This window comes from Amycolatopsis sp. NPDC051373, from assembly GCF_040689465.1.
Lineage (GTDB): Bacteria > Actinomycetota > Actinomycetes > Mycobacteriales > Pseudonocardiaceae > Amycolatopsis.
On the sequence record NZ_JBFBAE010000013.1, the window covers coordinates 196,312 to 222,115 of the forward strand.

28 protein-coding genes are annotated in these 25,804 nt (G+C 70.5%); 17 read left to right on the forward strand and 11 right to left on the reverse strand.

Features of this window, described 5'->3' with window-relative positions; translation table 11 throughout:
* Positions 1-9: 9 nt before the first annotated feature.
* Complete coding sequence (locus tag AB0383_RS25380; protein ID WP_364180350.1) at positions 10-366, forward strand: MmcQ/YjbR family DNA-binding protein; 357 nt, start codon at positions 10-12, stop codon at positions 364-366.
* Here AB0383_RS25380 and sepH read toward each other — a convergent pair.
* The 7 genes from sepH to AB0383_RS25415 all read right to left on the reverse strand — a co-directional run bounded on the left by sepH (position 363) and on the right by AB0383_RS25415 (position 7,539).
* Positions 363-1,211, reverse strand: coding sequence for a septation protein SepH (gene sepH / locus AB0383_RS25385; RefSeq protein WP_364180352.1), 849 nt, complete (start codon positions 1,209-1,211; stop codon positions 363-365). The genes AB0383_RS25380 and sepH overlap by 4 nt on opposite strands.
* A gap of 272 nt (positions 1,212-1,483) precedes the next feature.
* Positions 1,484-2,611 (reverse strand): phosphoserine transaminase, encoded by a 1,128-nt coding sequence (serC, locus tag AB0383_RS25390; RefSeq protein ID WP_364180354.1) that lies wholly within the window; start codon positions 2,609-2,611, stop codon positions 1,484-1,486.
* 116 nt (positions 2,612-2,727) lie between these two features.
* The gene (locus AB0383_RS25395; RefSeq protein ID WP_366188711.1) at positions 2,728-4,074 is read right to left on the reverse strand and encodes a serine hydrolase domain-containing protein; all 1,347 of its coding nucleotides are present in this window, start codon (positions 4,072-4,074) and stop codon (positions 2,728-2,730) included.
* A 24-nt stretch (positions 4,075-4,098) separates the two neighbouring features.
* Positions 4,099-4,722: a response regulator transcription factor gene (locus AB0383_RS25400; protein WP_220244584.1), complete on the reverse strand. Its 624-nt coding sequence runs from the start codon at positions 4,720-4,722 to the stop codon at positions 4,099-4,101.
* The gene (locus tag AB0383_RS25405) at positions 4,719-5,891 is read right to left on the reverse strand and encodes a sensor histidine kinase (RefSeq protein ID WP_366188712.1); all 1,173 of its coding nucleotides are present in this window, start codon (positions 5,889-5,891) and stop codon (positions 4,719-4,721) included. The genes AB0383_RS25400 and AB0383_RS25405 overlap by 4 nt, the downstream gene beginning before the upstream one ends.
* Positions 5,888-6,703 carry an ABC transporter permease gene (locus AB0383_RS25410; RefSeq protein WP_366188713.1) on the reverse strand — a complete coding sequence of 272 codons (816 nt, stop codon included), beginning with the start codon at positions 6,701-6,703 and terminating at the stop codon, positions 5,888-5,890. Before AB0383_RS25410 ends, AB0383_RS25405 begins: the two co-directional genes overlap by 4 nt.
* The gene (locus tag AB0383_RS25415) at positions 6,700-7,539 is read right to left on the reverse strand and encodes an ABC transporter ATP-binding protein (protein ID WP_364180358.1); all 840 of its coding nucleotides are present in this window, start codon (positions 7,537-7,539) and stop codon (positions 6,700-6,702) included. Before AB0383_RS25415 ends, AB0383_RS25410 begins: the two co-directional genes overlap by 4 nt.
* A 228-nt stretch (positions 7,540-7,767) precedes the next feature.
* On the opposite strand from AB0383_RS25415, the gene AB0383_RS25420 reads away from it, so the two are divergent.
* Together AB0383_RS25420 and AB0383_RS25425 are read left to right on the forward strand one after the other, a co-directional pair.
* Entirely contained in the window at positions 7,768-9,471 is a 1,704-nt protein-coding gene (locus AB0383_RS25420) for an SDR family oxidoreductase (RefSeq protein ID WP_364180526.1), read from the forward strand.
* 14 nt (positions 9,472-9,485) lie between these two features.
* Positions 9,486-10,073 (forward strand): TetR/AcrR family transcriptional regulator, encoded by a 588-nt coding sequence (locus AB0383_RS25425; protein WP_366188764.1) that lies wholly within the window; start codon positions 9,486-9,488, stop codon positions 10,071-10,073.
* Between the two features lie 56 nt (positions 10,074-10,129).
* Here AB0383_RS25425 and AB0383_RS25430 read toward each other — a convergent pair whose 3' ends face one another.
* On the reverse strand, positions 10,130-11,275 hold the full coding sequence (locus AB0383_RS25430) for a citrate synthase 2 (RefSeq protein WP_366188714.1): 1,146 nt from the start codon (positions 11,273-11,275) through the stop codon (positions 10,130-10,132).
* Positions 11,272-11,427: a hypothetical protein gene (locus AB0383_RS25435; RefSeq protein WP_364180362.1), complete on the reverse strand. Its 156-nt coding sequence runs from the start codon at positions 11,425-11,427 to the stop codon at positions 11,272-11,274. Before AB0383_RS25435 ends, AB0383_RS25430 begins: the two co-directional genes overlap by 4 nt.
* A gap of 150 nt (positions 11,428-11,577) precedes the next feature.
* Here AB0383_RS25435 and AB0383_RS25440 point away from each other — a divergent pair, with 150 nt between their 5' ends.
* The 11 genes from AB0383_RS25440 to AB0383_RS25490 all read left to right on the forward strand — a co-directional run bounded on the left by AB0383_RS25440 (position 11,578) and on the right by AB0383_RS25490 (position 21,542).
* On the forward strand, positions 11,578-11,880 hold the full coding sequence (locus AB0383_RS25440; protein WP_220244579.1) for an urease subunit gamma: 303 nt from the start codon (positions 11,578-11,580) through the stop codon (positions 11,878-11,880).
* A gap of 9 nt (positions 11,881-11,889) precedes the next feature.
* A complete protein-coding gene (locus AB0383_RS25445) occupies positions 11,890-12,210 on the forward strand; it encodes an urease subunit beta (protein ID WP_364180364.1) in 321 nt (106 codons plus the stop codon).
* 1 nt (position 12,211) lies between these two features.
* Positions 12,212-13,933, forward strand: coding sequence for an urease subunit alpha (locus tag AB0383_RS25450; RefSeq protein ID WP_364180366.1), 1,722 nt, complete (start codon positions 12,212-12,214; stop codon positions 13,931-13,933).
* Positions 13,934-13,946: 13 nt separating this feature from the next.
* Positions 13,947-14,633, forward strand: a complete 687-nt coding sequence (locus AB0383_RS25455) for an urease accessory UreF family protein (RefSeq protein WP_366188715.1) — start codon at positions 13,947-13,949, stop codon at positions 14,631-14,633.
* A complete protein-coding gene (gene ureG, locus AB0383_RS25460; protein ID WP_364180370.1) occupies positions 14,590-15,336 on the forward strand; it encodes an urease accessory protein UreG in 747 nt (248 codons plus the stop codon). The genes AB0383_RS25455 and ureG overlap by 44 nt, the downstream gene beginning before the upstream one ends.
* The gene (locus tag AB0383_RS25465; RefSeq protein WP_364180372.1) at positions 15,333-16,031 is read left to right on the forward strand and encodes an urease accessory protein UreD; all 699 of its coding nucleotides are present in this window, start codon (positions 15,333-15,335) and stop codon (positions 16,029-16,031) included. Before ureG ends, AB0383_RS25465 begins: the two co-directional genes overlap by 4 nt.
* A 498-nt stretch (positions 16,032-16,529) precedes the next feature.
* Entirely contained in the window at positions 16,530-17,147 is a 618-nt protein-coding gene (locus AB0383_RS25470; protein WP_364180374.1) for a TetR/AcrR family transcriptional regulator, read from the forward strand.
* A gap of 160 nt (positions 17,148-17,307) precedes the next feature.
* Complete coding sequence (gene pdxH, locus AB0383_RS25475) at positions 17,308-17,991, forward strand: pyridoxamine 5'-phosphate oxidase (RefSeq protein ID WP_364180376.1); 684 nt, start codon at positions 17,308-17,310, stop codon at positions 17,989-17,991.
* A 246-nt stretch (positions 17,992-18,237) separates the two neighbouring features.
* Positions 18,238-19,578 carry an MFS transporter gene (locus tag AB0383_RS25480; RefSeq protein ID WP_364180377.1) on the forward strand — a complete coding sequence of 447 codons (1,341 nt, stop codon included), beginning with the start codon at positions 18,238-18,240 and terminating at the stop codon, positions 19,576-19,578.
* A 24-nt stretch (positions 19,579-19,602) separates the two neighbouring features.
* Positions 19,603-20,133, forward strand: coding sequence for a hypothetical protein (locus AB0383_RS25485; protein WP_364180379.1), 531 nt, complete (start codon positions 19,603-19,605; stop codon positions 20,131-20,133).
* A 38-nt stretch (positions 20,134-20,171) separates the two neighbouring features.
* Positions 20,172-21,542, forward strand: coding sequence for an APC family permease (locus AB0383_RS25490; RefSeq protein ID WP_364180381.1), 1,371 nt, complete (start codon positions 20,172-20,174; stop codon positions 21,540-21,542).
* Here AB0383_RS25490 and AB0383_RS25495 read toward each other — a convergent pair.
* Together AB0383_RS25495 and AB0383_RS25500 are read right to left on the reverse strand one after the other, a co-directional pair.
* Positions 21,520-22,323 carry an MBL fold metallo-hydrolase gene (locus AB0383_RS25495; RefSeq protein ID WP_366188716.1) on the reverse strand — a complete coding sequence of 268 codons (804 nt, stop codon included), beginning with the start codon at positions 22,321-22,323 and terminating at the stop codon, positions 21,520-21,522. The two genes, AB0383_RS25490 and AB0383_RS25495, sit on opposite strands and share 23 nt — an antisense overlap.
* Positions 22,323-22,901 carry a TetR/AcrR family transcriptional regulator gene (locus AB0383_RS25500; RefSeq protein WP_366188717.1) on the reverse strand — a complete coding sequence of 193 codons (579 nt, stop codon included), beginning with the start codon at positions 22,899-22,901 and terminating at the stop codon, positions 22,323-22,325. The genes AB0383_RS25495 and AB0383_RS25500 overlap by 1 nt, the downstream gene beginning before the upstream one ends.
* Positions 22,902-22,989: 88 nt before the next feature.
* Here AB0383_RS25500 and AB0383_RS25505 point away from each other — a divergent pair, with 88 nt between their 5' ends.
* From AB0383_RS25505 to AB0383_RS25515, 3 genes are read left to right on the forward strand one after another with little or no spacing between them, the layout of a single operon-like run.
* Positions 22,990-23,895 carry an aldose 1-epimerase family protein gene (locus tag AB0383_RS25505; protein WP_364180385.1) on the forward strand — a complete coding sequence of 302 codons (906 nt, stop codon included), beginning with the start codon at positions 22,990-22,992 and terminating at the stop codon, positions 23,893-23,895.
* A complete protein-coding gene (locus AB0383_RS25510; RefSeq protein WP_366188718.1) occupies positions 23,862-24,380 on the forward strand; it encodes a GNAT family N-acetyltransferase in 519 nt (172 codons plus the stop codon). The genes AB0383_RS25505 and AB0383_RS25510 overlap by 34 nt, the downstream gene beginning before the upstream one ends.
* A gap of 11 nt (positions 24,381-24,391) precedes the next feature.
* Positions 24,392-25,612 carry an amidohydrolase gene (locus tag AB0383_RS25515; RefSeq protein WP_364180389.1) on the forward strand — a complete coding sequence of 407 codons (1,221 nt, stop codon included), beginning with the start codon at positions 24,392-24,394 and terminating at the stop codon, positions 25,610-25,612.
* The last annotated feature ends 192 nt before the right edge of the window (positions 25,613-25,804 follow it).

The window sequence follows — 25,804 nt, forward strand, 5'->3', positions numbered from 1 at the left end:
ACTGGCCCGATGGCGCCCCTCGACGAGTTGCGCAAGCTGTGCCTCGCGCTGCCCGAGTCCACCGAACGGCTCAGCCACGGCGAGCCGACGTGGTTCGTGCGCGGCAAGAAGACGTTCGTGACGTTCGCGAACCACCACCACGACGACGGACGCCTGGCCTTCTGGTGCCCGGCGCCGCCCGGTGCGCAGGAGGACCTCGTGCGCACCGAGCCGGAACGATTCTTCCGCCCGCCCTATGTCGGGCACCGCGGCTGGCTCGGCGTGCGCCTCGACGTGGACGTCGACTGGGCCGAGATCGACCACATCGTGCGCGACGCCTACCGGCTGGTCGCGCCGAAGTCGCTGGCCGTGCTCCTCGGGGACTAGCCGCGCTGGGAACGCACGCCCAGCAGGACGTCTTCCCACGAAGGCACGATGGGGTGGTTCTTCTTGGGCTTCGCGCGCGGCTGGTCGTCGTCGGCGGCCTCGTCGTCGGACGGGACGCGCGGGATCTCCCGGGTGTCGTCGTCCTCCTCGTGCGGCTCGGCGGGCGCCTCGATCGCCAGCCGCTCGTCCTCGGCCGAATCCAGCGTCGGCTGCACGACGGCGTCACGCGCCGGGTCGAGGGCGCGGACCGTGCGCGGCGGGCGGTAGGAGTTGGGGTTGAGCAGCACCTCGGCGTTCTCGTCGAGGGCGTGCACGGTGCCGCCGTGGGCGCCGGGCGAGAAGGACCAGTGGGCGCGGTTGTCGGAGCGCCCGGCCTTCCACTGCAGCACGACGACCCACTTGCCGTCGTCGCCACGCCAGGAGTCCCAGCGGGCCTGGCTGTAGTCGTGGCCACGGACGCCGAACGCGTACGCGATCACCTCACCGAGCGTCTGCACGTCGGGCCCGTCTTCGCGGACAGGGTGGGCGCTCTGGGCGAGGTCGGCCGTGCGCGAGCGCTCCAGCAGTACGGGGTAGGCGTACCGTTCCACGCGCTGCGCCGAGACGCCGGCGCCGCTCGCGACCTGTTCGACGGACTCGCCGGCGCGGATTCGCGCCTGGATCTCGCGTGGCCGCATCTGGCTCTCCAACTCGATTTCGATCTGGCCCAGCCGGGCGATGTCCCCCCTAGCCGCCGCTCGCAGTGTTTCATCGGCCGGGAGCAGGAAGCGGGTACGGCTCGCCGGGTCCTCGAGCACGATGGACTTGCCGTCCTCGTGCAGCCCGACCACCCGTAGCGCCCGCATTTCTCGCCTCCCCGATCTTCACCTTTGTGGGTGCTCACGTTAGAACGGCGCGTCGGCTTGACGTGCGAGGCGCGCCGATGCATCACCCAACCGTCACCTTTTTTGGCGACGGTCTCCGTCATCCTCCCGGGCCCGCTCACCGGGAGCCCGTGGGACACGCCGACCACGTTCCGTCACGAATGAGTGGTGTTCTGTGTTCGTCGCGCAACGCACGACGGGCCCCTCCCGGAGTGAGAGGGGCCCGTCGTGTGCGGAACTCAGCGGTGCGGAGCTCAGCCCAGCCGCTCGACGACGTACTCGATGCTCTGCGTGAGCTTCGTGATGTCGTCGGGGTCGATGGCCGGGAACAGGCCGATGCGCAGCTGGTTGCGGCCCAGCTTGCGGTACGGCTCGGTGTCGACGATGCCGTTGGCGCGCAGCACCTTGGCCACAGCGGCGGCGTCGACCTCGTCGGCGAAGTCGACGGTGCCGACGACCTGCGAGCGCAGTTCCGGGTCCTTCACGAACGGCGTGGTGTAGGAGGTCTTCTCGGCCCACTCGTAGAGCCGGTTCGACGAGTCCTGCGTGCGCGCGGTCGTCCAGGCGAGCCCGCCCTGGCCGTTCATCCACTCGATCTGGTCGGCGAGCAGGAAGAGCGTGGCCACGGCCGGGGTGTTGTACGTCTGGTCCTTGCGCGAGTTGTCCAGCGCCGTGGTGAGCGACAGGAACTCGGGGATCCAGCGGTCACCGCCGCCGAGCTCGCCGATGCGCTCGACCGCGGCCGGCGACGCGAGGGCGATCCACAGGCCACCGTCGGACGCGAAGGACTTCTGCGGCGCGAAGTAGTAGACGTCGAAGTCCTCGGCCTTCACCGGCAGGCCGCCGGCGCCGGACGTCGCGTCGATCGCGACCAGCGCGCCGTCACTGCCCTCGGGGCGACGCACCGGCACCGCGACACCGGTCGAGGTTTCGTTGTGCGCCCAGCCGACGAGGTCGGCACCGGTTTCGTACGCGATGTCGGGCGCGCTGCCCGCGTCCGCCTTCACGATGATCGAGTCGGCGAGGAACGGCGCCTTGTTCGTGACGCTCGCGAACTTCGAGGAGAACTCGCCGTAGGTGAAGTGCTGCGCGCGCTCGCGCACGAGCCCGAACGCGGCGGCGTCCCAGAACGCGGTGGTGCCGCCGTTGCCGAGGATGACCTCGTAGCCCTCCGGCAGGGAGAACAGCTCGGACAGCCCCGCGCGCACGCGCCCGACCAGCGACTTCACCGGCTTCTGGCGGTGCGATGTGCCGAGGTAGGTGTGGCCGGACTCAGCCAGCTTGGCGAGCTGCTCGTCACGGACCTTGGACGGTCCGCAACCAAAGCGCCCATCGGCCGGCTTGAGGTCTTCGGGGATGCTCAACTCCGCTGCGTCGGTCATGTGGGCAGTCTCTCAGGTCGGGATGCGCCTGCTCAATGCGGTGGGGAGGTGTCCGACATGTGGAATCGGACACCCCGGCCGCTCCCGGCGAACGGGACACACCCAGGCCGGAACGCTCAGCGCCACCCGTTCTCGTCGACACCGCCCGGAATCGGCGCGGCGGGGTCGTACGGGGTGCGGGTGAAGATGAACGTCGCGAGGTCGAGGTGGTTCGCCGTGCCCGACGCGTCGCGTCCGACGACGAGGGTCTCGCCGGCGTAGTACCCGTCGAGGCCGAGCCAGGTGTCCGGGCCAGTGGACCGGAAGCGGGACGCGCGCCCGCCGCCGTTGGCGGGGTCGAGCGAGATGAGGTCCGACCCGAGCACTCGCAGGTGGTACGGCGTCGGGCCCCAGTGCCACAGGCCCGTGAGCGCGAGCAGTGCCGGGTCCACAGTGGACGGCTCCCACTCGTCGGGCAGCGCGGGCTCGAGCTCGTCGGTCATCGTGAGCAGGTCGAGGGTCAGCTGCGTGATGCCGACGCCCGCGGTGGCGTTGGTGAGGCACAGCGCGCCGGTGCCGGTGTTGGCGTCGACGAGGGACGCGGCGAGGAAGCCGGGCATCGAGCCGGTGTGGCCCGCGAGGTGGCGGCCCTCGTAGCGAACCACCATCACGCCGAGGCCGAAGCCTGTGGTCCAGACCTCGGCGTCGTCGACGGTGTTCATCGTCCGCATCTCGGCCACGGTGTCCTCGCTCAGCACGCCACCGGTGTGGCCGCCGATGAACGAGGTCCAGCGGCCGAGGTCCTTGACCGTCGACCAGAGCTGGCCGGCCGGGGCCATCGCGCCGGCGTCGGGTGAGGGCTCGGGCAGCAGGACGTCGGCGAACGGGTGCACGGCGAAGCCTTCGGCGTGCGCGCCCTGGGGGTGCGGCGTCGTTCGGGTCATGCCCAGCGGCGTGAGGATCTCCTCGCGCACGACGTCGAACCACGGCTTCCCACGCAGGCGAGCCACGAGCTCGCCCAGCACGCCGAAGCCGACGTTGGAGTAGTGGAACTTGAAGCCGGGACGCAGTTTCGTCGCGTCCTTGTCGAGGCTCGCCACGAGCGCGGCCCAGTCGCCGCCCGGCGTGCGTTCCCACCACTGGCCCGGCGACTCCGAAGTGAGGCCGGAGGTGTGCGAGAGCAGCTGCGCCACCGTCGCCGTGGCGAACGCCGTGCCGGGCAGATGCTTCTCGATCGGGTCGGTGAGCTCGAGCCGGCCCTCGTCGCGCAGGCGCAGCACGGCCGTGGCGATCATCGTCTTGGTGATCGAGCCGAGGCGGTACTGCGTGTCGTCGTCGGGGCGCGCGGAGCCGACGCGGCCGCGCGCGCCGGACCACACGAGGTTCCCGTCGCGCACCACGGCGGCGAGGAGGGACGGCGTGCGGGAGGACGCCTGCTCCCGCGCGAGCCGGCGGTACAGGGCGAGTTCGGTGGAAGCGAGCATGCGGGCCATTCTGCCCCGCGCGGGTCAGCCCAGCAGCTGCCGGTCCAGCGCCGTGGTCACGGCCGCGGTGCGGTCGGACACCCCGAGCTTGCCGAACACGCGCAGCAGGTGCGTTTTCACCGTTGCCTCGCCGATGTGCAGCGAGCGCCCGATTTCGGCGTTCGTCAGTCCCTTCGCGACCAGCCGCAGCACCTCGACCTCGCGCGCCGACAGCGGCGACGCGGGTTCCGGGTTCCGCACGCGGTTCACGAGCTTGCCCGCCACCGACGGCGCCAGCACCGTCTCGCCGCGCGCCGCCGCCCGGATCGCGCCGGCCAGCTCGGCGCGGGACGCGTCCTTGAGCAGGTACCCCGCCGCGCCCGCCTCGACGGCCCGCAGGATGTCGGCGTCGGTCTCGTACGTGGTGAGCACGACGATCCGCCGCTTCGGCGTCTCCTTGAGGATGCCGCGGATCGCGCCGACGCCGTCGAGGCCCGGCATGCGCAGGTCCATCAGCACGACGTCGGGCTGCTTCACGCGGTCGAGCGCGATGGCTTCGTGGCCCGAGCCCGCTTCGCCGACGACGGTCAGATCGGCCTCGGCCTCGAGCATCCCGCGCAGGCCTTCGCGCACCACGGGGTGGTCGTCGACCAGCATGATCGTGATCACGCGGGCACCTCCAGCTCGAGTTCCGTACCGCCGTCCGCGCCGCCGCGCAGGCTCAGCCGGCCGCCCACCTGCTCCACGCGCGAACGCATCCCGCGCAGGCCGAAGCCCTCGGTGGGCGCGTCGGGGGAGAAGCCGCGGCCGTCGTCGCGCACGCGCAACCGTACCGTTCCGTCCACAGCGGACAGCCGCACCAGCACCGAGTCCGCGCCCGAGTGCTTGCGGACGTTGGCCAGTGCCTCCTGCGCGCCGCGCAGCAGCACGACCTCGGTGGCCATGGCCAGCGGTGGCAGGGGATCGTCCACTTCGTACTCGACGTGCAGGCCGGCTTCGTCGGCGAGGCGCTCGGCCGCGCGGCGCACCGCGTCGGTGAGGGTCCCGGCCGCGAGGTCCGAAGGTGCGAGCGCCGCCACCATCGCGCGGGCCTCGGCGAGGTTCTCGCGGGCCGTGGCCGACGCCAGCGCGAGGTGCCGGCGGACCGCCACCAGGTCGGTGTCCAGTTCGGACTCGATGGCCTGCGTGAGCGTGACGATGCTGGTGAACCCCTGCGCCAGCGTGTCGTGGATTTCGCGCGCCAGGCGTTCGCGTTCGGCCGCCGTGCCGGCCTCGCGCGAGAGCCGCGAGACCTCGGCCTGGCTGTCTTCCAGCTGCCGGATGAGCTCGGCGCGCGCGGCGCTCTGCTTGATGACGTCGGTGGTGAACTTGCCGGCCAGCACGCTGAACACCACGAGGATCGCGGTCATCGGCAGCAGGATCGGCAGGCTCGGGTTCTCCCAGCCGCCACGGACGACGGCGGCCACCGGGTCCAGCAGGATCAGCACCGTCGTGAGCACGATGCCCGGGCGGATCTCCTGCAGCATGAACAGCATCGGGCACGCCATGAACAGGATGAACGAGGCCGTGGTGTCCGAGAAGATCGCCGTGGCCACGAGCACGACCAGCGCACTTGTCGCGACAATGCGGGGCACGGGGTTGTCGTCGGTGCGTACGATCCGGCGCCCGGCAGCGAAATAGCTGAGCAGCAGCGCCGCGAGCGCCGTCTCCGCGACCACCTTCTCCGCCAGGGAGACGTCGTCGAAGAGCACCAGGAGGGCGGTCGCCAGGTAGACGACCGCGAACAGCACCTCCCAGACCCAGAACGAGCGCTCCCACGCGTCGTCCGGGGCGCTCACTTCGGTTCGTTCGTCCACCGGAACGTGAGCCGCGCGAGCACGAGCCCAGCCACGCACCAGGCGCCGAGCACCAGCGCCACCGTCGGAAGTTCCCATGACCCCGCCATCTCCTGACTCGCGGCCGCCTCCGGGAGGAAGACCGACCGGAAACCCTGGCAGATCCATTTCAGCGGGAAGAAGGACGCGATGTCGACCATGATCTTCGGCAGGTGCGTGATCGGCGTGACGAACACACCCGAGATGAACTGCAGTACCAGGTAGACCAATTGCACCACGGCCACCGTGCCGTTGGCCGTGCGGGTGAGCGAGCTGATCGAGATGCCGAGCAGCGTCGAGGAGATCACGCCGAGCAGCATCACCCAGACCAGCGTGGCCCACTTCTCGCCGTCGGTTGGCAGCTTCAGCCCGAACAGCAGCATCGCGACCGCGGACATGATCACCGTCTGCGCCACGCTCGTCACGAGCACCATGATCATCTTGCCGATGAAGTACGACGCGGCGGGCATCGGCGTGCCGCGCAGGCGTTTGAGCGCGCCCACCTCGCGGTCGGCCGCGATCCCGATGCCGACGCTGTTGAACGACGTCGACACGATGCCCGCGCCGATCATGCTCGCGGCGAGCAGCTGGCCCGACGAGACGCCGGCCTGTCCGGTCGGTCCGTCCAGAATGGACCCGAGCAGGATCATCAGCACCGCGGGCAGGGAGAAGGTGAAGACCACCTGCTCCTTGTTGCGGAAGAACTGCCGCAGCTCGAAACTGCCTCGCGCGGCGCCGAGGGTGAAGGTGCCCGGGAGGGCGAGTGCGGTGCTCACGATTTCTCCCCGATCAGTTCAAGGTAGATGTCCTCCAGGCTGGGGCGCGTCACGGTGAGGCCGGTGAGCTCCCTCGTCCCACCGGACACCTGCATGACGAGTTTCGTCGGGTACGCGGTGCGTTCCTCGTGCTCCCCGGTTTCGTCGCTCCACCGCACGATCGCCTCCGCCTGGCCGCGGCCGCCGAGCGTTTCGGGGGTCCCCTGGGCGACCACGCTGCCTTCGGCGATCACCACGAGCCGATCGGCCAGCGCCTCCACCTCGTCGAGGTAGTGCGAGGTCAGCAGGATCGTGGTGCCCTCCTTCGCGAGACCTTCGATCAGGCCCCAGAACTGCCGCCGCGCCTCTGGGTCGAAACCCGTGGTGGGCTCGTCGAGGAAGAGCAGCTCGGGCCGGCCGATGATGCCGAGCGCCACGTCGACGCGACGGCGCTGCCCGCCCGAAAGCGACTTCACGCGGGCGCCGGCCTTCTCGGTGAGCCCGACCTGGTCGATCACCGCCTCCGGGTCTCGCGGGTTGGGGTAGTACTTCGCGAAGTGCCGCACGGTTTCCGTGACGGTCAGTTCGGCCGCGTCGGTCGCGGTCTGCAGCACGATGCCGAGGCGGGAGCGCCATACGCGCCCGGCCTTGCCGGGGTCTTCGCCGAGCACATCGGCTTCGCCGGACGTGCGCTGCCGATGTCCTTCGAGGATCTCGACGGTCGTGGTCTTGCCCGCGCCGTTGGGCCCCAGAAGCGCGAACACCTCGCCGTGGTGGATGTCGAGGTCGAGGCCACCCACGGCGACGCGGCCGGGGTACTCCTTGCGCAGTCCGCGCACCCTCACTGCTGTGGTCATGGGTCAATCCTGCGGCCACGCACCGTCGCCGCGGGACGTCCGGCCAGTGGAATCCGGCTGTCCACCGAACGGTGGACAAGAGCCGGTGTTTCCCGTGGAACCAGCGAAAACGCCGTTGCGAACCCCGAAAATCAACCGCTGCACGAACGCCCGGCAGCGGCAACCGCCGCCGAGGTGAACCGCCACTATTGACAAATTGCCTAACATGACAGAATGTCTCACAAGCAGGTGACCGCCAGTGACGGTGTCCGCCTCTCGGTCCGCGTGACCGGCGCCGCGGACGGACCCACGGTCGTGCTCGTCCACGGCTACCCGGACAACGGCTCGATGTGGGACGGCGTGGCCGCCGAGCTCGGCCGTCGCCACCGCGTCGTGGTTTACGACGTGCGCGGTGCGGGCGAGTCCGACAAGCCGAAGGCGCGCAGCGCGTATCGCCTCGACCAGCTCGCCTCCGACCTCGTCGCGGTCATCGACGCCGTGCAACCGACCGGCAAGGTCCACCTGCTCGCCCACGACTGGGGCTCGATCCAGACCTGGCACGCGGTCACCGGCGACGAGCTGCGCGGGCGGATCGCGTCGTACACGTCGATCTCCGGCCCGAGCCTCGACCACGCCGGCGCGTGGTTCCGCGCGCAGCTGCGGCGGCCGTCGGGTCTGCCGCGTGCACTCCGGCAATTCCTGCACTCGTACTACATCCTGCTCTTCCAGCTCCCGCTCGTGCCGGAGCTGGGCTGGCGCTCGGGGATCGTGCCCGCGTTGATCCGCCGGCTGGACCCGGCCGCGGGAAACGTCTCGACGGCCGACGCCGTGCACGGCCTGAAGCTCTACCGCGCCAACATGTTCACGCGCCTGTCCCGGCCCGCGCCGCGTTCGGCCGACGTGCCGGTGCAGGTGCTCGCGCCGACCGGCGACGCGTTCGTGACCACGCCGCTGCAGACGGAGATCTCGCGCTGGGTGCCGGACCTGCGCGTGCGGCGGCTCACCGGTTCGCACTGGATCGCGCGCAGCAACCCGGACGTCATCGCCTCGGCCACGGCGGAGCTGATCGACCACGTCGAGGGCGGCGAGGAGAGCCGGGCGTTGAAACGCGCTCGCGTCGGCGACGCCGGGCGTGGCCGCTTCGCCAACCAGCTCGTGGTCGTCACCGGGGCCGGCAGCGGCATCGGGCGGGCGACCGCGCTGGCGTTCGCCGACGAAGGTGCCGACGTGATCGTCACCGACCTGGACAAGGTCGCGGCGACGGAGACGGCGAAGCTGGCGCGGGACAAGGGCGTCGAAGCCGGTGAGTACACAGTGGACGCTGCCGACGGCGACGCGATGGCCCGGTTCGCCGAGCAGGTGCGCGCGGAGTTCGGGGTGCCCGACATCGTGGTGAACAACGCCGGGATCGGGATGTCCGGGCCGTTTCTGGACACGTCGCTCGCCGACTGGGAGAAGGTCGTGGACGTGAACCTGTGGGGCGTGATCCACGGGTGCCGCGCGTTCGCGCCGATGATGGTCGAGCGCGCCGAGGGCGGGCAGATCGTGAACCTCGCGTCGGCCGCCGCGTACCTGCCGTCGAAGGTGCTCACGGCGTACGGGACGACGAAGGCCGCGGTGCTCGCGCTGAGCGTCGGGCTGCGGGCGGAGCTGGCGGGTGACGGCATCGGCGTCACGGCGATCTGCCCGGGTCTGGTGAACACCAACATCACCAGCACCACGCGATTCGTCGGCGTCGCGCCGGACGAGGAAGCGCGGCGGCAGAAGGCGTCGACGAAGCTCTACGCGCGGCGCGGCTTCGGCCCGGAGAAGGTGGCGCGCGACATCCTGCGGGCCGTCGAGCGCGACCGCGCGATCCAGCCGTCGACTCCTGAAGCGAAGGTCGCGCTGGTCCTGTCGCGCCTGACGCCCGGCCTGCTGCGCGCGGCGGCGAAACTGGACGTCACGCCATGAGCCGCCCGCGCCGGATGACCCCGCAGGCCCGGCGCGACGACCTGATCGCCGCCGCGCTGGACCTGTTCGGCAGCCGCGCGCCGGAGCTGGTGACGGTGGACGACATCGTCGCGCGCGCCGAGGTGTCGCGGCCGCTGTTCTACCGCTACTTCCCGAGCCTGCGCGAGCTGCAGGTCGAGGCGCTGCGCACGGTGACCGACGGCCTCGTCGACGGCCTCGCGCACCTCGAGAAGGGGCCACCGGAGGACCGGCTGCGCACAGCCGTGCGGGGGCTCATCGACGTGGCCGACCACTACCGCGCGGGCTACGTCGCCTTGCTGCGCAGCGGTTCCGTGATCGCGACCTCGGAGACGGACGCGGCCATCGACGAGGTGCGCAACCGGTCCGTGGAGCTGATCCTCGACGCGCTGGGCCTGGCCGAGCCGTCGCCGCTGGTGCTGCTCACGCTGCGGTGCTGGACCGCCGTGGTCGAGGGCGCGCTGCTGTCGTGGCTTCAGGAACGCGACGTGCCCCTCGAAATCCTCGACGGCTGGCTCGTCGACCAGCTCACGGCGATGCTCACCACGACCGCCGCCCACGACCCGGCGCGCGTTTCCCCGTGAAACGCCGTGAAGGGCACCTCGAGAGTCCTCGAAATGCCCTTCACGCCAAGCGCCGGTCAGTGCTTGGTGACGGTTTCCCAGCCCTCGACGTCCTCGGGCTTGCGGGGCTCCGGGCCCACGTACTTCGCCGACGGGCGCACGAGGCGGCCGGTCTGCTTCTGCTCCAGGATGTGCGCCGCCCAGCCGGCGGTGCGCGCGGAGGAGAACATCGCCGGCATCATGTGCGGCGGCACCTTCGCGAAGTCCAGGATCACGGCGGCCCAGAACTCCACGTTCGTCTCGATCGGGTGGTCCGGGCGGCGCTCGCGCAGCTCGGTCAGCGCGGCCTGCTCCAGCGCCGCGGCGACCTCGTAGCGCTCGGAGCCGAGCTCCTGGCAGGTGCGGCGCAGCACGCGGGCGCGCGGGTCCTCCGCGCGGTACACGCGGTGGCCGAAGCCCATCAGGCGCTCCTTGCGGTCGAGGATGCCCTTGACCAGGCCTGCGGCGTCACCGGTCCGCTCGACCTCTTCGATCATCGGCAGCACGCGCGCGGGCGCCCCACCGTGCAGCGGGCCCGACATCGCGCCGATGGCACCCGAGAGCGCGGCGGCCACGTCGGCACCGGTCGACGCGATCACGCGCGCGGTGAAGGTCGACGCGTTGAGGCCGTGCTCGGCGGCGGAGACCCAGTAGGCGTCGAGCGCCTTCACGTGGGCCGGGTCCGGCTCGCCGCGCCAGCGCACCATGAAGCGCTCGGTGATCGTCGAGGCCTCGTCGACCTTCGACTCCGGCACGGCCGGCTGCGAAATGCCGCGCGCCGACTGCGCGATGTAGGACAGCGCCATCACCGACACGCGCGCGAGCTGGTCACGAGCCTGCTCGTCGGTGATGTCGAGCAGCGGTTCGTAACCCCAGATCGGCGCGAGCATCGGCAGCGCCGCCTGCACGTCCACGCGTACGTCGCCCGTGTGCACCGGGAGCGGGAACGGCTCGGCGGGCGGGAGCCCGTTGCCGAACCGGCCGTCGACGAGAAGGCCCCACACGTCCCCGAAGCTCACCTTGCCGGCGAGGTCCTCGATGTCGACACCGCGGTACCGCAGCGCGCCGCCGTCCCGGTCGGGTTCGGCGATTTCGGTGCGGAACGCCACCACGCCTTCGAGGCCGGGGCGGAAGCCGTCGTCGGCCTGGTCGGAGTTCGTCTGCTTGATGGTGGAGGTAGTCACTTCGCGAACCTTTCGATGCGCATTTCCCCGGCTTTGTCTGACCACTCGCGCTGACGGGATACACGCAACTCGGCGCGCCTCATCGCACGGTTGGACAAACTTTGCTCCTCCGCCGAGCCGTGGGCAATGAAAGATGTGGTGGTTTCGGTCACGATTCCGAGAACGATTCAGTCCAGGAAGGCGTGTCGCGGCAAGTTCTTCAGCAACGGGCTGTGACCGAGCCCGAAGACGGGCGGTGTACCGGAGGTAAATCCTGTGTTTCCGAACCCGGCGACGCGGCGGGCCGGTGATACACCTGTCGCATGCACCTGAGCCCGCAGGAACGCGACAAGCTGCTGGTCCACGTCGCCGCCGATGTCGCGCGCCGCAGGCTCGACCGCGGCGTGCTGCTCAACTACCCCGAGGCCGTCGCGCTGATCACCGACCACGTGCTCGAAGGGGCGCGCGACGGGCTTTCCGTAAGCGAGCTCGCATCGAGCGGCCGCAGCGTGCTCTCGCGTGCGCAGGTGCTTTCCGGAGTGCCCGAAATGGTCGACTCCGTGCAGGTGGAGGCCACTTTCCCGGACGGGACGAAACTCGTCACCGTGCACGACCCGATCGTCTAGGAGAAGCGCGTGCGGCCAGGCGAGATCATTCCCGGCGACGAGCCCGTGGAGCTGAACCCCGGACGGGAGAGGGTGCGGCTGCTCGTGCGCAACCTCGGTGACCGGCCCGTGCAGGTCGGTTCGCATTACCACTTCGCGGCGGTGAACCCGGGGCTGGAGTTCGACCGCGAAGCCGCGCGCGGGCACCGGCTCGACGTTCCGGCCGGGACGTCGGTGCGGTTCGAGCCGGGCGTGGAGCGAGAAGTCGATCTTGTTCCGCTGGGGGGAAACCGGCGGGTGCCTGGGTTGCGTGCCGAATGGCGGCTTGTCGAAGGCGCTGGAGAGTTCTGAAATGCCCCGAATCGATCGTGAGCGTTATGCGGAATTGTTCGGTCCGACCACCGGTGATCGGATCCGGCTGGCCGACACGGACCTGCTCATCGAGGTGACCGAAGACCGGTCGGCGGGTTCGTCGGGTTCCGGCGACGAGGTGCTCTTCGGTGGCGGCAAGGTCATCCGCGAGTCGATGGGCCAGGGCATGGCCACGCGCGCGGAAGGGGCCCCCGACCTGGTCATCACCGGCGCCGTGATCCTTGACCACTGGGGTGTCGTGAAGGCCGACGTCGGCGTGCGCGACGGGCGGATCGTAGGCATCGGCAAGGCCGGCAACCCCGACACGATGGACGGTGTCGACCCGGCGCTCGTGATCGGTCCGGCCACGGAAGTCCTGTCGGGCAACGGGAAAATCCTCACCGCCGGCGGCATCGACTGCCACGTGCACTTCGTCTGCCCGCAGCTCGTGGACACCGCGCTCGCCGCCGGCCTGACCACGCTCGTGGGTGGCGGGACCGGGCCGAACGAGGGCACCAAGGCCACCACCGTCACGCCCGGCGCGTGGAACCTCGGCCGCATGCTGTCCGCAATGGACGGTTACCCGGTCAACGTCCTGCTGCTGGGCAAGGGCAACACCGTGCGCCACGAGGCTCTGCGCGAGCAGCTGGCCGGCGGTGCCGGCGGGTTCAAGCTGCACGAGGACTGGGGCAGTACGCCCGCCGCCATCGACGCGTGCCTCACCGTGGCCGACGAGTCCGGCGTGCAGGTGGCCATCCACACCGACACACTGAACGAGGCCGGCTTCCTCGAGTCCACTGTGGAGGCGATCCGCGGCCGCTCGATCAACGCCTACCACACCGAAGGCGCCGGCGGCGGCCACGCGCCGGACATCATCCAGGTCGTCTCGCTGCCGCACATCCTGCCGTCCTCGACCAACCCGACGCGCCCGCACACCGTCAACACACTCGACGAGCACCTCGACATGCTCGTGGTCTGCCACCACCTCAACCCGTCGGTGCCCGAGGACCTGGCGTTCGCCGAGAGCCGGATCCGGCCGAGTACCATCGCCGCCGAGGACGTGCTGCACGACCTCGGCGCCATCTCGATGATGAGCTCCGACTCGCAGGCCATGGGCCGCATCGGCGAGGTGATCATCCGGACCTGGCAGACCGCGCACGTGATGAAACGCCGCCGCGGCGCCCTGCCCGGCGACGGCGCGGCCGACAACCTACGCGCGCGTCGTTATGTCGCCAAGTACACGATCAACCCCGCCATCGCCCACGGCATGGACGCCGAGATCGGCTCGGTGGAGGTCGGCAAGCTCGCGGACCTCGTGCTGTGGGAACCGAAGTTCTTCGGCGTGCGCCCGCACGTGGTGCTCAAGGGCGGCTTCCCGGCGTGGGCGGCGATGGGGGACGCGAACGCGTCGATCCCCACTCCGCAGCCGGTGCTGGCGCGGCCGATGTTCGGGGCCGTGCCCCGGGTGGCCGCCGCGTCGAGTCTCCATTTCGTGGCGCCGGAGGCGCTCAGTTCAGGACTGGTCGAGACGTTCGGCATCAACCGGCCGCTGGTCGCCGTCGCGAACACGCGGGCGCGGACCAAAGCCGACATGGTGCTCAACGACGCGACCCCGGACGTGCGCGTGGAGCCCGACAGCTTCGCAGTGCTCGTGGACGGTGAGCTGATCGAGCCGATGCCGGTGGCGGAGCTGCCGATGGCCCAACGGTACTTCTTGTTCTGATGGAGCTTCTTTGATGGACTCAGTCGCGCTGATTCTCGCCGACTCCCGGTTCCCCGGGGGCGGCCACGTGCACTCCGGCGGCCTGGAGGAAGCCGTGAGCCGCAAGCTCGTGACGACCGAGGCCGACCTGCCGGGCTTCCTGCTCAGCCGCCTGCGCACGGCGGGCGCTCTGTCAGCCGCGTTCGCCGCGGCCTCGGCCCACGCCGCCGGCCGTGGCGTCCATAGCGGACATTGGCAGCGACTGGACCAGGAGCTCGACGCGCGCACGCCCTCTCCGGCCCAACGCGTGTCGTCGCGGGCCCAGGGCCGTGGCACCGCTCGGGCCGGGGCCGTCGCGTGGCCGTCGCCGGTGCTGACCGCGCTGCTCGCCGAGACGCCGCGGCCGCACCACCCGATCGTCTGCGGAGCGCTGGTGGGCATCGCCGGTGGCGAGCCGGCCGAGGCCGCGGCGGCCGTGGCGTACCTGGCCGTGAGCGGGCCGGCGAGCGCGGCCGTGCGGCTGCTGGGGCTCGACCCGTTCGCCGTCAACGCCGTGGTGGCCCGGCTCGGCGCCGAGCTGCGCGCCGTAGCCGGGGCCGCCGCCGACGTCGCCGGGCTGGACCCGTCGGACCTGCCCGCGCCGGGCTCACCCGCATTGGACCTGTTCGCCGAGGCGCATGCCCGGCACCACGAGGAAGAGGTGCGTCTCTTTGCCAGCTGAACACGGCCACGGTCATGGTCACGGTCACACCCATCCGGTCAGCTTCGATCCGACGGAGACCGAACCGGACCACTACGAACCGGCCCCGACGGCCGGGCGCGCTTACCGCATCGGCATCGGCGGTCCCGTCGGCAGCGGCAAGACGGCGCTGACGGCGGCGCTGTGCCGCGCGCTCGGTGGTGAGCTCAACCTGGCCGTGGTCACCAACGACATCTACACCACCGAAGACGCCGACTTCCTTCGCAAGGCCGGCGTGCTCGCGCCCGAGCGCATCGCGGCCGTGCAGACCGGCGCCTGCCCGCACACCGCGATCCGCGACGACATCACCGCCAATCTCGACGCCGTCGAGCAGCTGGAGGAGCGCTTCCCCGGGCTGGACCTGGTCATCATCGAGAGCGGCGGCGACAACCTCACCGCCGTGTTCAGCCGCGGCCTCGCCGACAGCCAGGTGTTCGTGGTCGACGTCGCGGGCGGCGACAAGGTGCCGCGCAAGGGCGGCCCGGGCGTGACGACGGCCGACCTGCTGGTGATCAACAAGATCGACATCGCCCACCTCGTCGGCGCGGACCTCGCCGTGATGACGTCCGACGCGCACCGCATGCGTGGCGACCTGCCGGTCATCGCGCAGTCGCTCGTGGACACGCCGGACGCGCACGCCGTCGCGCAGTGGGTGCGGTCGGTGCTGCCGGTGCGCGCGGGGTGAAGGCCCACGCGCGGGTGGTCGCGTGCTTCGAGGACGGCCGCACGGTGCTGCGTGAGCTGCGTTCGATGGCGCCGCTGACGTTGTTCCCGCGCCGCCGCACCGGGCGGGAAGCCGTGGTGCACCTCGTCAGTTCGGCCACCGCGCCGCTGGGCGGCGACGAGCTGCTGCTCGACGTCCACGTCGGGCCCGGCGCGGTGCTGCGGCTGTCCGGGGTGGCCGCGACGCTCGCGTTGCCGGGGCCGTCCGGCGGCCGCAGTTCGTCCACTGTGGACATCGAGGTGGCCGACGGCGGTTCGCTGGCCTACCTGCCCGAGCCGACGGTCGTCACCGCCCGCGCGGACCACGTGGCCGTGCTGCGCGCGAGGCTGGGGGAAAATTCCCGTTTCCACACGCGGGAAGTCCTGGTACTGGGCCGCGCGGGCGAACGGCCCGGCCGGCTCACCACGTCCACGCACGTGCTCCGCGGCGGAGTGCCGCTGCTGCGCCAGACGCAGACGATCGGCGACCTCGCGCTGGACGGCGGACTGGCCGTGCTGGCGGGCAGGCGGGTGCTCGCGACGGACCTCGAGGTGGGTTTTCCCGCGCGTCCCACGGCTTCGGGCGACTGGTGGGCGCGCACCTCACCGGCCGCCGGGGTCACGCTCACCACGGCGCTGGCGGAAGACGCCGTGGTTGCCTTGCGACTGTTGCCTTGAAACGCTTGGGCTGCTAAAACTTCGTGCCCAGCCAGCGCACGTCGACCGGGAACGCCGACACGGTGTTCCAGCGAGGGGAAGCCCTGCCAGTCCACGTCGGTACCGAGCGCGCGGCGGCGTCCGCGCTGTGTCGTGCACGCCGGACCGCGGATCGGCGCGTGCCGCCGTGACGCACCGGTGCAGAACAGCGTTCAAGCGCGAGGTGCAGGGACGATTCCCAGGCGTGGCAACGACTTAGCTTTCGGTGATCGCCTGTGATGGGGCCTGCGCGAGCCGGTGTTCCGCTGCTCGATACCGTGATCGCCGCGGGTTCGACGGCGCGACCGGCCGCCGGACCGTGCGCGTGGGCCACGTTTCGTGAGTGCTCGGCGGAGTGGCCACCGCGATTACCGGAATTAATTTTCGAGCGCTCCCGCGTCCGTTCGATCGGTAATTGGGATTTTCACAAGATGGACGCCGGTGTCGCCTCTGGGCGGCGCGCGGCGGGAAGGAGGGCCGGTGGCCCGTACCTACGGTGGCGTCCCGCCGGAGCAGAGACGCGCCGAGCGCCGGGAGCGGCTGCTGACGGCCGCACTGGAGCTGTTCACCTCGACGGGCTTCCGGCAGGCGAAGATCACCCAGTTGTGTACTCGTGCCGGGGTGTCCACCCGGAACTTCTACGAGGAGTTCGGCAGCAAGGAAGAGGTGCTGCGGACCCTGCACGACCGGATCAACTCGCTCGCGCTCACGCACGTCTCCGCCGCGCTGGAGGAGGTCAGGGACGCCGATGCGATGACGCGCATCGCGAAGCTGCTCGACGTCTTCGTCGCCACTGTGACGATCGACCCGCGCATGCCACGGCTGAACTACGTCGAGGCCGTGGGCGTGAGCCCGGAGCTGGAGGCGCAGCACCAGGTGTGGGTGGACCGCTGGGCGACGTTCATCGAGACGGAGGCGCGCCGCGCGGCCGAAGCCGGCGTCGCGCCGGATCGGGACTACCGGCTCACGGCGATCGCGCTCGTCGGCGCCGCCACGGGCCTGCTGAGGGAGTGGCAGGCGCACGAACCGCCGTTGCCGGTCGAGGACGTCGGCACCGAGCTGCGGGGGTTGATGCTGGCGGCGATCACACGAGCTTGATCGATTCGGGACCACGGGGTTAACCACGGGTTACGCCGCCCGGTCCGGTGAGGGTGGCAGGAGTCACCGTTCGGTGGGTTTCGCCGCAGCTGGGGAGCCAATACCGTCTCCGGATACCGATGAGTCGACACCCTCACCAGGGGTACGGAGGTTGGGGCCCATGATGCCGGAGACCGACGAGGTGGCCGACGTAGCCGACGCGGTGGTCCGGCTGCCTGGGATGCGGGTGGCCTACGACGGCGCTCCGTTCGACGAGACGGCGCTCGCGGCCACCTGGACCGAGCAACTGCAGAACTGGCTGGGCCAGGCGATCTCCGAAGGCGTCGCCGAACCCAACGCGATGGTGCTCGCCACGGCCGATCAGGAGGGGCACCCCTCGTCGCGCACGGTCCTGTGCAAGGGGCTGGACGAGCGGGGTGTGGTGTTCTACACGAATTACACGTCGGCGAAGAGCCATGACCTCACGGCGACGCGGTATGCGTCGGCCACGTTCCCCTGGTACTCGCTGCAGCGGCAGGTGACGGTGCGCGGTGAGGTGGAGAAGGTGGGTTCCGCGGAGACGGCTGAGTATTGGGCGCAGCGGCCGCGAGGGTCTCAGCTGGGGGCCTGGGCCTCGCCGCAGTCGCGGATCGTCGACGGCCGGCGGGCGTTGGAGAACGCGCTGCGGGGGATCGAGCGTCGGTTCGGGGATGTGGAGCACATTCCGGCGCCGCCGCATTGGGGTGGGTGGCGGATTCGGCCTGACTTTGTCGAGTTCTGGCAGGGGCGGGAGGACCGGATGCATGACCGGTTGAGGTTCAGGCGGACGGATGATGGGTGGCAGGTGGAGAGGTTGGCTCCCTGATCTGTCGGTTCTGTGGCTGAGTGGGTGCGTGGCTGCTGGTTGCTTCGCGCGGGGATCGAGGTGCAGGGGCGGGTCTGGGTGCATGGGTGAGTTGGGTGCATCGGTGGCCGTTGGTAGGTGGGGTTGGCTGCGGTTTCGAGGTGGGTGAGTTTCACTGAGGGGCTGGTGAAAGCGGCATTTCGGACGTGTGCCCGGCGATCAAAATCACCCGCGGGGCGATAGTTAGCGCGGCTAAGATAGTGAGTCGTGAGTTCTGATCCGGGGGCGGCGCGCCCTCGTCGGGGGGCGCGCGGAGTCCTCGGGCGCATCGTGGTCGATACGCGGCCGTTGAAGATTCCGGCGTTCCGGCGGTTGTGGATGTCGACGGCGGTGACCGCGGTCGGGTCGCAGCTGACGGCGGTGGCGGTGCCGAAGCAGGTGTTCGACCTGACCGGGTCGTCCGGGTATGTGGGGCTGACCGGGGCCGTCGCGCTGGTGCCGCTGCTCGTGTTCGGGTTGTGGGGCGGGGCGATCGCCGATGCGGTGGACCGGCGGAAGCTGCTGCTGGTCACGAACATCGGTGTGGCGATCTCGTCCGCGCTGCTGTGGTTGCAGGCCTTCGCGAATTTCCGCTCCGTGACGCTGGTGCTGGTGTTGCTGGCGGCCAACCAGGCGTTCTTCGCGATCAACATGCCCACGCGCGGCGCCGTCGTCGCGCGGCTGGTGCCGCCTGAACTGCTGCCGTCGGCCAATGCGCTGAACACGACGATGTCGACGTTCGGCGCGGTGTTCGGGCCGCTGTTCGGTGGGGCGCTGATCCCCGTGATCGGCCTGTCGACGCTGTACCTCGTCGACGTGTGCGCGTTGCTGATCACGCTCATCTCCGTGTGGCGGCTGCCGCCGATCCCACCGCTGAACGGGCCGTCGCGGCGGGCGGGGTTCGGCGATGTGGTCGACGGATTCCGCTACCTGGCCACGCAGAAGGTGCTGCTGGCGTCGTTCGTCGCCGACATCATCGCGATGGTCGCCGGCATGCCGCGCGCGCTGATCCCGGAGATGGCCGAGCGCACGTTCGGCGACCCGCCGGGCGGCGGTCCGGCGCTGGGCCTGCTCTACGCGGCCCTCCCGGCCGGCGCGATGCTGATCGGCCTGTTCTCCGGCTGGCTGCACCGCGTTTCGCGGCAGGGTGTGGCCGTCGTGGTCTCGATCTGCCTGTGGGGCGCGGCGGTCGCGGCGTTCGGGCTCGCGCACTCACTGTGGCTCGCGGTGATCTTCATGGCGCTGGCCGGCGGCGCCGACATGGTCAGCTCCGTCTACCGCCAGGCCATCCTGCAGACCGCCACCACCGATGAGATGCGCGGCCGCCTCCAGGGCGTGTTCACGGTCGTCGTCGCGGGCGGGCCGCGGCTGGCCGACCTGACGCACGGCTGGGCCGGCGCCGCGTGGGGCACCGAGGCCGCCGCGACGGGCGGTGGGCTGCTGGTGATCGTGCTGGTGCTCGCGGCGATGCTGGTCCTGCCCGCGTTCTGGCGCTACCGCGCGCCCACGGCAGAGGCCAAGCCCGAGCCGGTCGCGGCGAAGGACGCCGAACCGGTCGCGGGGGACTAGTCCGAACGGCCTAGCATGCCGGGCATGCGTGTTTACCCGGTCGCCCTGTTGCTCACCGCCGCCGCGCTCACCGCCTGCTCCTCGGGTGAGCAGCAGGCCGCCCCGCCGAAACCGTCTTCCACGAAGCCCGCGCCGCCGGGGTCGACGTGCTCGCTGCTCTCGGCAAGTGAGGTCGGCAGCGCCATCAAGATCCCCGGCGTCACCTCGAAGGCCGGCCCGAACCAGGAGAACGCCGCCAACGGGGGCAAGGCCACGAGCTGCGAATACCTCGTCGGCGACAAGCAGGCCGGCGCGCTGGCTGTGACCCGCTACGAGGGCCGCCAGGCCGACCCGGCCGAGATGGTCGCGGCGATCAAGAAGGCCAAGCCGGGCGCCGTCGACGTGCCGGGCTTCGCCAACGGCGCCGTGTACTACGTCGACGAGCAGAAGACCGCGACGCTGGCCACGGCCAAGATCGCCAAGGGCGTGCCCGTGCTCGTCAACTACACCGGTCCGGTGAAGATGACCCAGCAGATGATGGTTCCGCTGGTCAAAACGGCTGTCACCGCCGTCTGACTTTCGCTGGACTGCCGGACAAGGCAGACTATTCGCCCATGACGGACGTTAGAGCGGACGGTCCGCAGGTGGGTGGACCGGGTCTCCGGCGCGTGATGGGGCCGAAGCTCCTGTTGTTCTTCGTGGTCGGCGACATCATCGGTACGGGGATCTACGCGCTGACCGGCCAGGTTGCCGGCCGGGTCGGCGGTGCGCTGTGGCTGCCGTTCCTGCTGGCGTTCGTGGTCGCGTTCATGACCGCGTTCAGCTACCTGGAGCTGGTCGGCAAGTACCCACGGGCCGCGGGCGCCGCGCTGTACACGAACAAGGCGTTCGGGGTGCCGTTCCTGACGTTCATGGTCGCGTTCGCGGTGATGTGCTCCGGCATCACGTCGGCGTCGTCGGCCGCGGTCGCGTTCGGTGCGACGTACCTGGCGGCGTTCGTGAAGCTGCCGATGGTGCTGGTCGGGATCGTGTTCGTGATCGCGCTGGGACTGATCAACTTTCGCGGCGTGGGCGAATCGGTGAAGGCCAACGCGGTGCTCACCTGCATCGAACTGTCCGGTCTGCTGATCATCATCGGTGTCGGCGTGTGGGCCGTGATCAACGGCAACGGCGAACCGTCGCGGCTGGTCGAGATCAACACCGCCGACAAGACGTGGCTGGTGGCGATCACGTCGGCCACCTCGCTGGCCTTCTTCGCCATGGTCGGCTTCGAGGACTCCGTGAACATGGCCGAGGAATGCCACGACCCGGTGCGCATCTTCCCGAAGGCCATGCTCTGGGGCATGGTCGTCGCCGCGACGATCTACGTGCTGGTCTCCATCACGTCCTCGCTGCTCGTCCCGGCCGACGACCTGGCCGCGGCCAAGAGCAGCGCGCTGCTCACCGTGCTCGACGTCGGCGCCCCGGGCTTCCCGCGCGAAGTCTTCTCGGCCATCGGCCTGTTCGCGGTCATCAACTCGGCGCTGATCAACATGCTCATGGCCAGCCGCCTGCTCTACGGCCTGGCCAACGAGCGCGTGCTGCCGTCGGTCTTCGGCCGCGTGCACCCGACGCGCCGCACTCCGTGGGTGTCGATCATCTTCACGAGCGCCATCGCGATCCTCCTGGTGTCCTTTGTGGACATCAGTGCGCTCGGCGGGACCACGGCGTTGCTGCTGCTGGTCGTGTTCGCCATCGTCAACGTCGCGCTGCTCGTGCTGCGCAAGGACAAGGTCGAGCACAAGCACTTCCGCGCGCCCACGGCGATCCCCGTGCTGGCCGCGATCTTCTGCCTCTACCTCGTGAGTCCACTGTCGGGCCGGCCGGCGAGCGACTACACCGTGGGTGCCATCCTGCTCGGGGTGGGTGTGGTGCTGTGGTTCGTGAACTGGCTGGTCAAGCGGGGTCTTGACCGGCGCGACGTCAAGCGTGAGCCGGTCGGCTGAGGTGTTCGAAGTCTGTGCGGTCGTGGGCGGCGAAGATGGTGACGTCGCTCGTCAGCCGCAGCTCGCGGAGGCGCTGTTGGTTCTCCAGGCGTTGCGCGGGCACAGTCTGCACGAGGCGTTCGAACAGGGCCAGGCCCGGCGGGATGACGCCCGGTGAGTCGATCTCCGAGTGGTAGAAGTACGCGTCCCCGGCGTTGAGAAGCCATCCGGTGTCCGTGTGCACGGCGACGCCGGCGTGGCCGAGGGTGTGGCCGGCCAGGGGGATCAGGGCGACGTCGGGGAGGATTTCCGTCACCGCGGAGAAGTCGAACCAGTCGTCGCCGGCGTCCTCATGGGGAGTCCACTGTGGACCGTGGGCGAACTGCACCTGCCGGTAGCGCTTGTTCCCCGCGTGGTAGGCGGCGAGCTCGGCCGCGTAGACGTGCACGCGGGCCTGCGGGAAGTCGACGAGGCCACCCGCGTGGTCGAGGTCGAGGTGGGTCAGCACGATGTCGCGCACGTCGGCCGGGTCGAAGCCGAGGGCGCGGATCTGGCTCACGGCGGTTTCCTCGGCGCGGGAAACGGGCTTCGACAGGGTGAGGAACCGGCGGCCCAGCCAGCGTTCCGGGTCGGCGACGGCGGGCGTGCCCATGCCCGTCTCGATCAGCACGAGGCCGGTGGCGGTCTCGAGCAGCAGGCAGTGGCACACGAGTGTGGCGTGCCGGAACAGGCCGGGGCGGCCGTCGACGAGCCGGCCGCCGATGGGGGTCATGGTGCCGCAGTTCAGGTGGTGCACGCGCATCAGGCGAACTCCCTCTCGACGGTGGTGTGCAGGTGGGCGGCGATGTCGCGCAGGGGCGCGACGTCGCGGCGGGTCCTGGCGAATAGCAGCGCGCCTTCGATCGACGCGAGCACCACCGTGGCCAAGGAGGCAGCGCGGTCAACCGCAAGACCCTGGGCGGTGAAGTATCCGGTCAGCCGCGTGTGCCAGCCGGCGTAACCGTCCTGGCAGGCCTCGCGGATCGGTTCGCTCTCCGCGGCGGCCTCCAGTGCGACTGTTGCAAGTGGACACCCGCGCCGGAAGCCGGACTCGGTGAGCGAGGCGGCCAGTGCGTCGACCACCGCGTCGATCGCCGAAGCCGGGTTCGGCGCGGCCGTGACCACGGCGGTCAGCACGTCGGCCACCCGTTCGCTCGACAGCCGCACGGCCTCGGCCGCCAGCTGCTCCTTGCCGCCGGGGAAGTGGAAGTACAGCGAGCCCTTCGGGGCGCCGCCCGCGGCGACGAGCTGCGTGAGGCCGGTGGCGTGGTAACCCTGCGCCTGGAACAGTTCGGCGGCGGAGTCGAGCATGCGGCGGCGGGAGTCGGTGCGGCGGACCATGTGGCTCACCGTAGCTCGAACTATGACGACCGGTCTAGTTAGTTTGACCGGCCGCAGCCACGTGGTGTCCGCCGGTAATGTCTGCGGCATGGCCAACCCCACCGGAGAGCAGTTCGAAATCACCCGCGGCAACGCGCGCGCCATCGTCACCGAGATCGGTGCCGGCCTGCGTGCGTTCGAGGTCGGCGGCGTGCCCTACGTCGAGGAGTTCGCGGCCGACGAGATGCCGCCGAAGGGCCTCGGCCAGGTACTGCTCCCGTGGCCGAACCGCACGAAGGGCGGCGAGTGGGAGTTCCAGGGCGAGAAGCAGCAGCTGGAGATCACGGAAGCCGCGCGCGGCAACGCGATCCACGGCCTCACGCGCCACAAGGAGTGGGAGCTGCTGGAGCACGCGGAGTCGTCGATCACGCTCGCGGTCGACGTCGAGGTGCAGCCAGGCTGGCCGGTGCCGTTGCGCGCCACCATCACCTACGAACTGCAGCCACGCGAGCTCACGATCACGCACGAGATCCGCAACGAGGGTGAGCAACCCATCGGCGTCGGCGTGGGCACGCACCCGTACTTCCGCATCGGCGACGTGCCGACCGACGAGCTCACGCTCACGCTGCCGGCTTCGCGCGTGCGCCCGTACGTCGGTGACCAGCAGATGCCGTACGCGGACGAGCAGGATGTCGCGGACACCGAATACGACTTCCGCGGCGGCCGGGTGCTCGCGGGCGTCGACCTCGACACCGCGTTCGGCTCGCTTTCCCTGGCCGACGACGGCACGCACCACCACGTGCTCTCCCACGAGGACCAGCGGCTGGTGGTCTGGACCGGGCCCGACTTCCGCTGGGTGCAGGTGTTCACGCCCGACGACCTGACCGGCCGCGGCCGCGCCGTCGCGCTCGAGCCGATGACCTGCCCGGCCGACGCGCTCAACACCGGCACGGACCTGATCGAGCTGGAGCCCGCGACGTCGTGGACCGGCAGCTGGGGCATCCGCGTTCCGTGACCGTGTCGCCCGAGCTGCTGACCGAGGCCGACGCCGGTGAGCTGCTCACGCTGCAGCGCGCCGCGTACCTCAGCGAGGCCCGCGCGCACGACAACTTCGAGCTTCCGCCGCTGGTGGAGCCGTTGGAGAGCGTGCGCGCGGCGCTCGCCGACCCGTCGCTGCCGGTGTGGGGCGTGCGCGCCGGCTCGCGGCTGATCGCGACGGTGCGGGTCCGGGCGAACGGTGACGTCGGTGAAGTCGGGCGGCTGGCCGTGGCGCCGGATCGGCAGGGCGAGGGCCTCGGCACGGCGTTGCTGCTCGCGGCGGAAGAGCTTGCCCCCGCTGAGGTCACGCGGTTCCGGCTGTTCACCGGCGAACGTTCCGCCGGGCCGCTGCGGCTGTACGCGAAGCTGGGCTACCGCGAGACCCACCGCAGCCCCGAGGCCAACTACGAGCTCATCCACCTGGAGAAACCCCGCGAGCGGGCACCCGCGGCAATTCGTTAGCGTGTCAAACTATGGCTTCTAAGGCGATTGTGGGGGGCTACGTCGTCCCCGTCGGTTCGGCTCCCATCGAAGACGGCACCGTGCTCATCGAAGACGGCCGGATCGTCCAGGTCGGCGCCGCCGCCGACGTGGACGTGCCGGAGGACGCCGAGCTCGTCGACGCGTCCGGCAGCTGGGTCCTGCCCGGCTTCATCGACGCGCACGCGCACCTCGGCGTCCACGAGGACGGCGAAGGCTGGGCCGGCAACGACACCAACGAGATGACCGACCCGAACGGCGCGCGCTTCCGCGCGGTCGACGGCATCGACCCGTACGAGCCGGGCTTCGACGACGCGCTGGCCGGCGGCGTCACGAGCGTGGTGATCAAGCCGGGGTCGGGCAACCCGATCGGTGGCCAGACCATCGGCGTGAAGACGTGGGGCCGCAGCATCCTGGACATGACGTTCGCCGAGCAGGTGAGCGTGAAGAGCGCCCTGGGCGAGAACCCGAAGCGCGTGTACGGCGACAAGAAGCAGACGCCGTCGACCCGCCTCGGCGTGGCCGCGATCCTGCGTGAGGCGTTCACGAAGGCCCGCAACTACCAGGCCAAGCGCGAGCACGCCCTCGCGGAAGGCAAGCCGCACGAGGTCGACCTGACGCACGAGACGCTGTCGAAGGTCCTCGACGGCGAGCTGTACTGGGACCAGCACGTGCACCGCGCCGACGACATGGTCACGGCCATCCGGCTGGCCGACGAGTTCGGCTACAAGCTCGTGATCAACCACGGCACCGAGGGCCACCTCATCGCCGACCTGCTGGCCGAACGCGGCGTGCCCGTCATCCTGGGGCCCCTGTTCACCACCAAGTCCAAGGTCGAGCTGCGCAACCGATCCCTTCGCTCGGCCGGCATCCTGGCGCGCGCGGGTGTGAAGATCGCCATCACCACCGACCACCCCGTGGTGCCGATCAACTTCCTCGTCTACCAGGCCGCCCTCGCCGTGAAGGACGGCCTGGACCCCGAGACGGCGCTGCGCTCGCTCACCGTGCACCCGGCCGAGATGCTCGGCCTGGACGACCGCATCGGCTCCCTGGCCCCCGGCCTCGACGCCGACGTGGTCCTCTGGTCGGGCGACCCGCTGGACGTCATGAACCGCGCCCTGCGCGTCTTCATCCGGGGCCGCGAGGTCTACCACTACGACGAGTCCACGGGCGAGGGCGTCGCGGCGGACCGCCGGTACCGCGAAACCCGCTGACGCACCACCGCTTGGGGCGCCGAGGGTTCGGTGCCTCAAGCGGTGAGCGTGGTGAGGTCGATCTTCGCGGGATCGACGATCCAGTAGAACGGGATGCCGGCGGCGACAGCACGAGGCGCCTCTCGGGCAGCTCGGTGTATCCGGGCTCGGTCTCGCCGCGCGCCAGGCAGGTCTCGATCGTGAGCAGCCGCC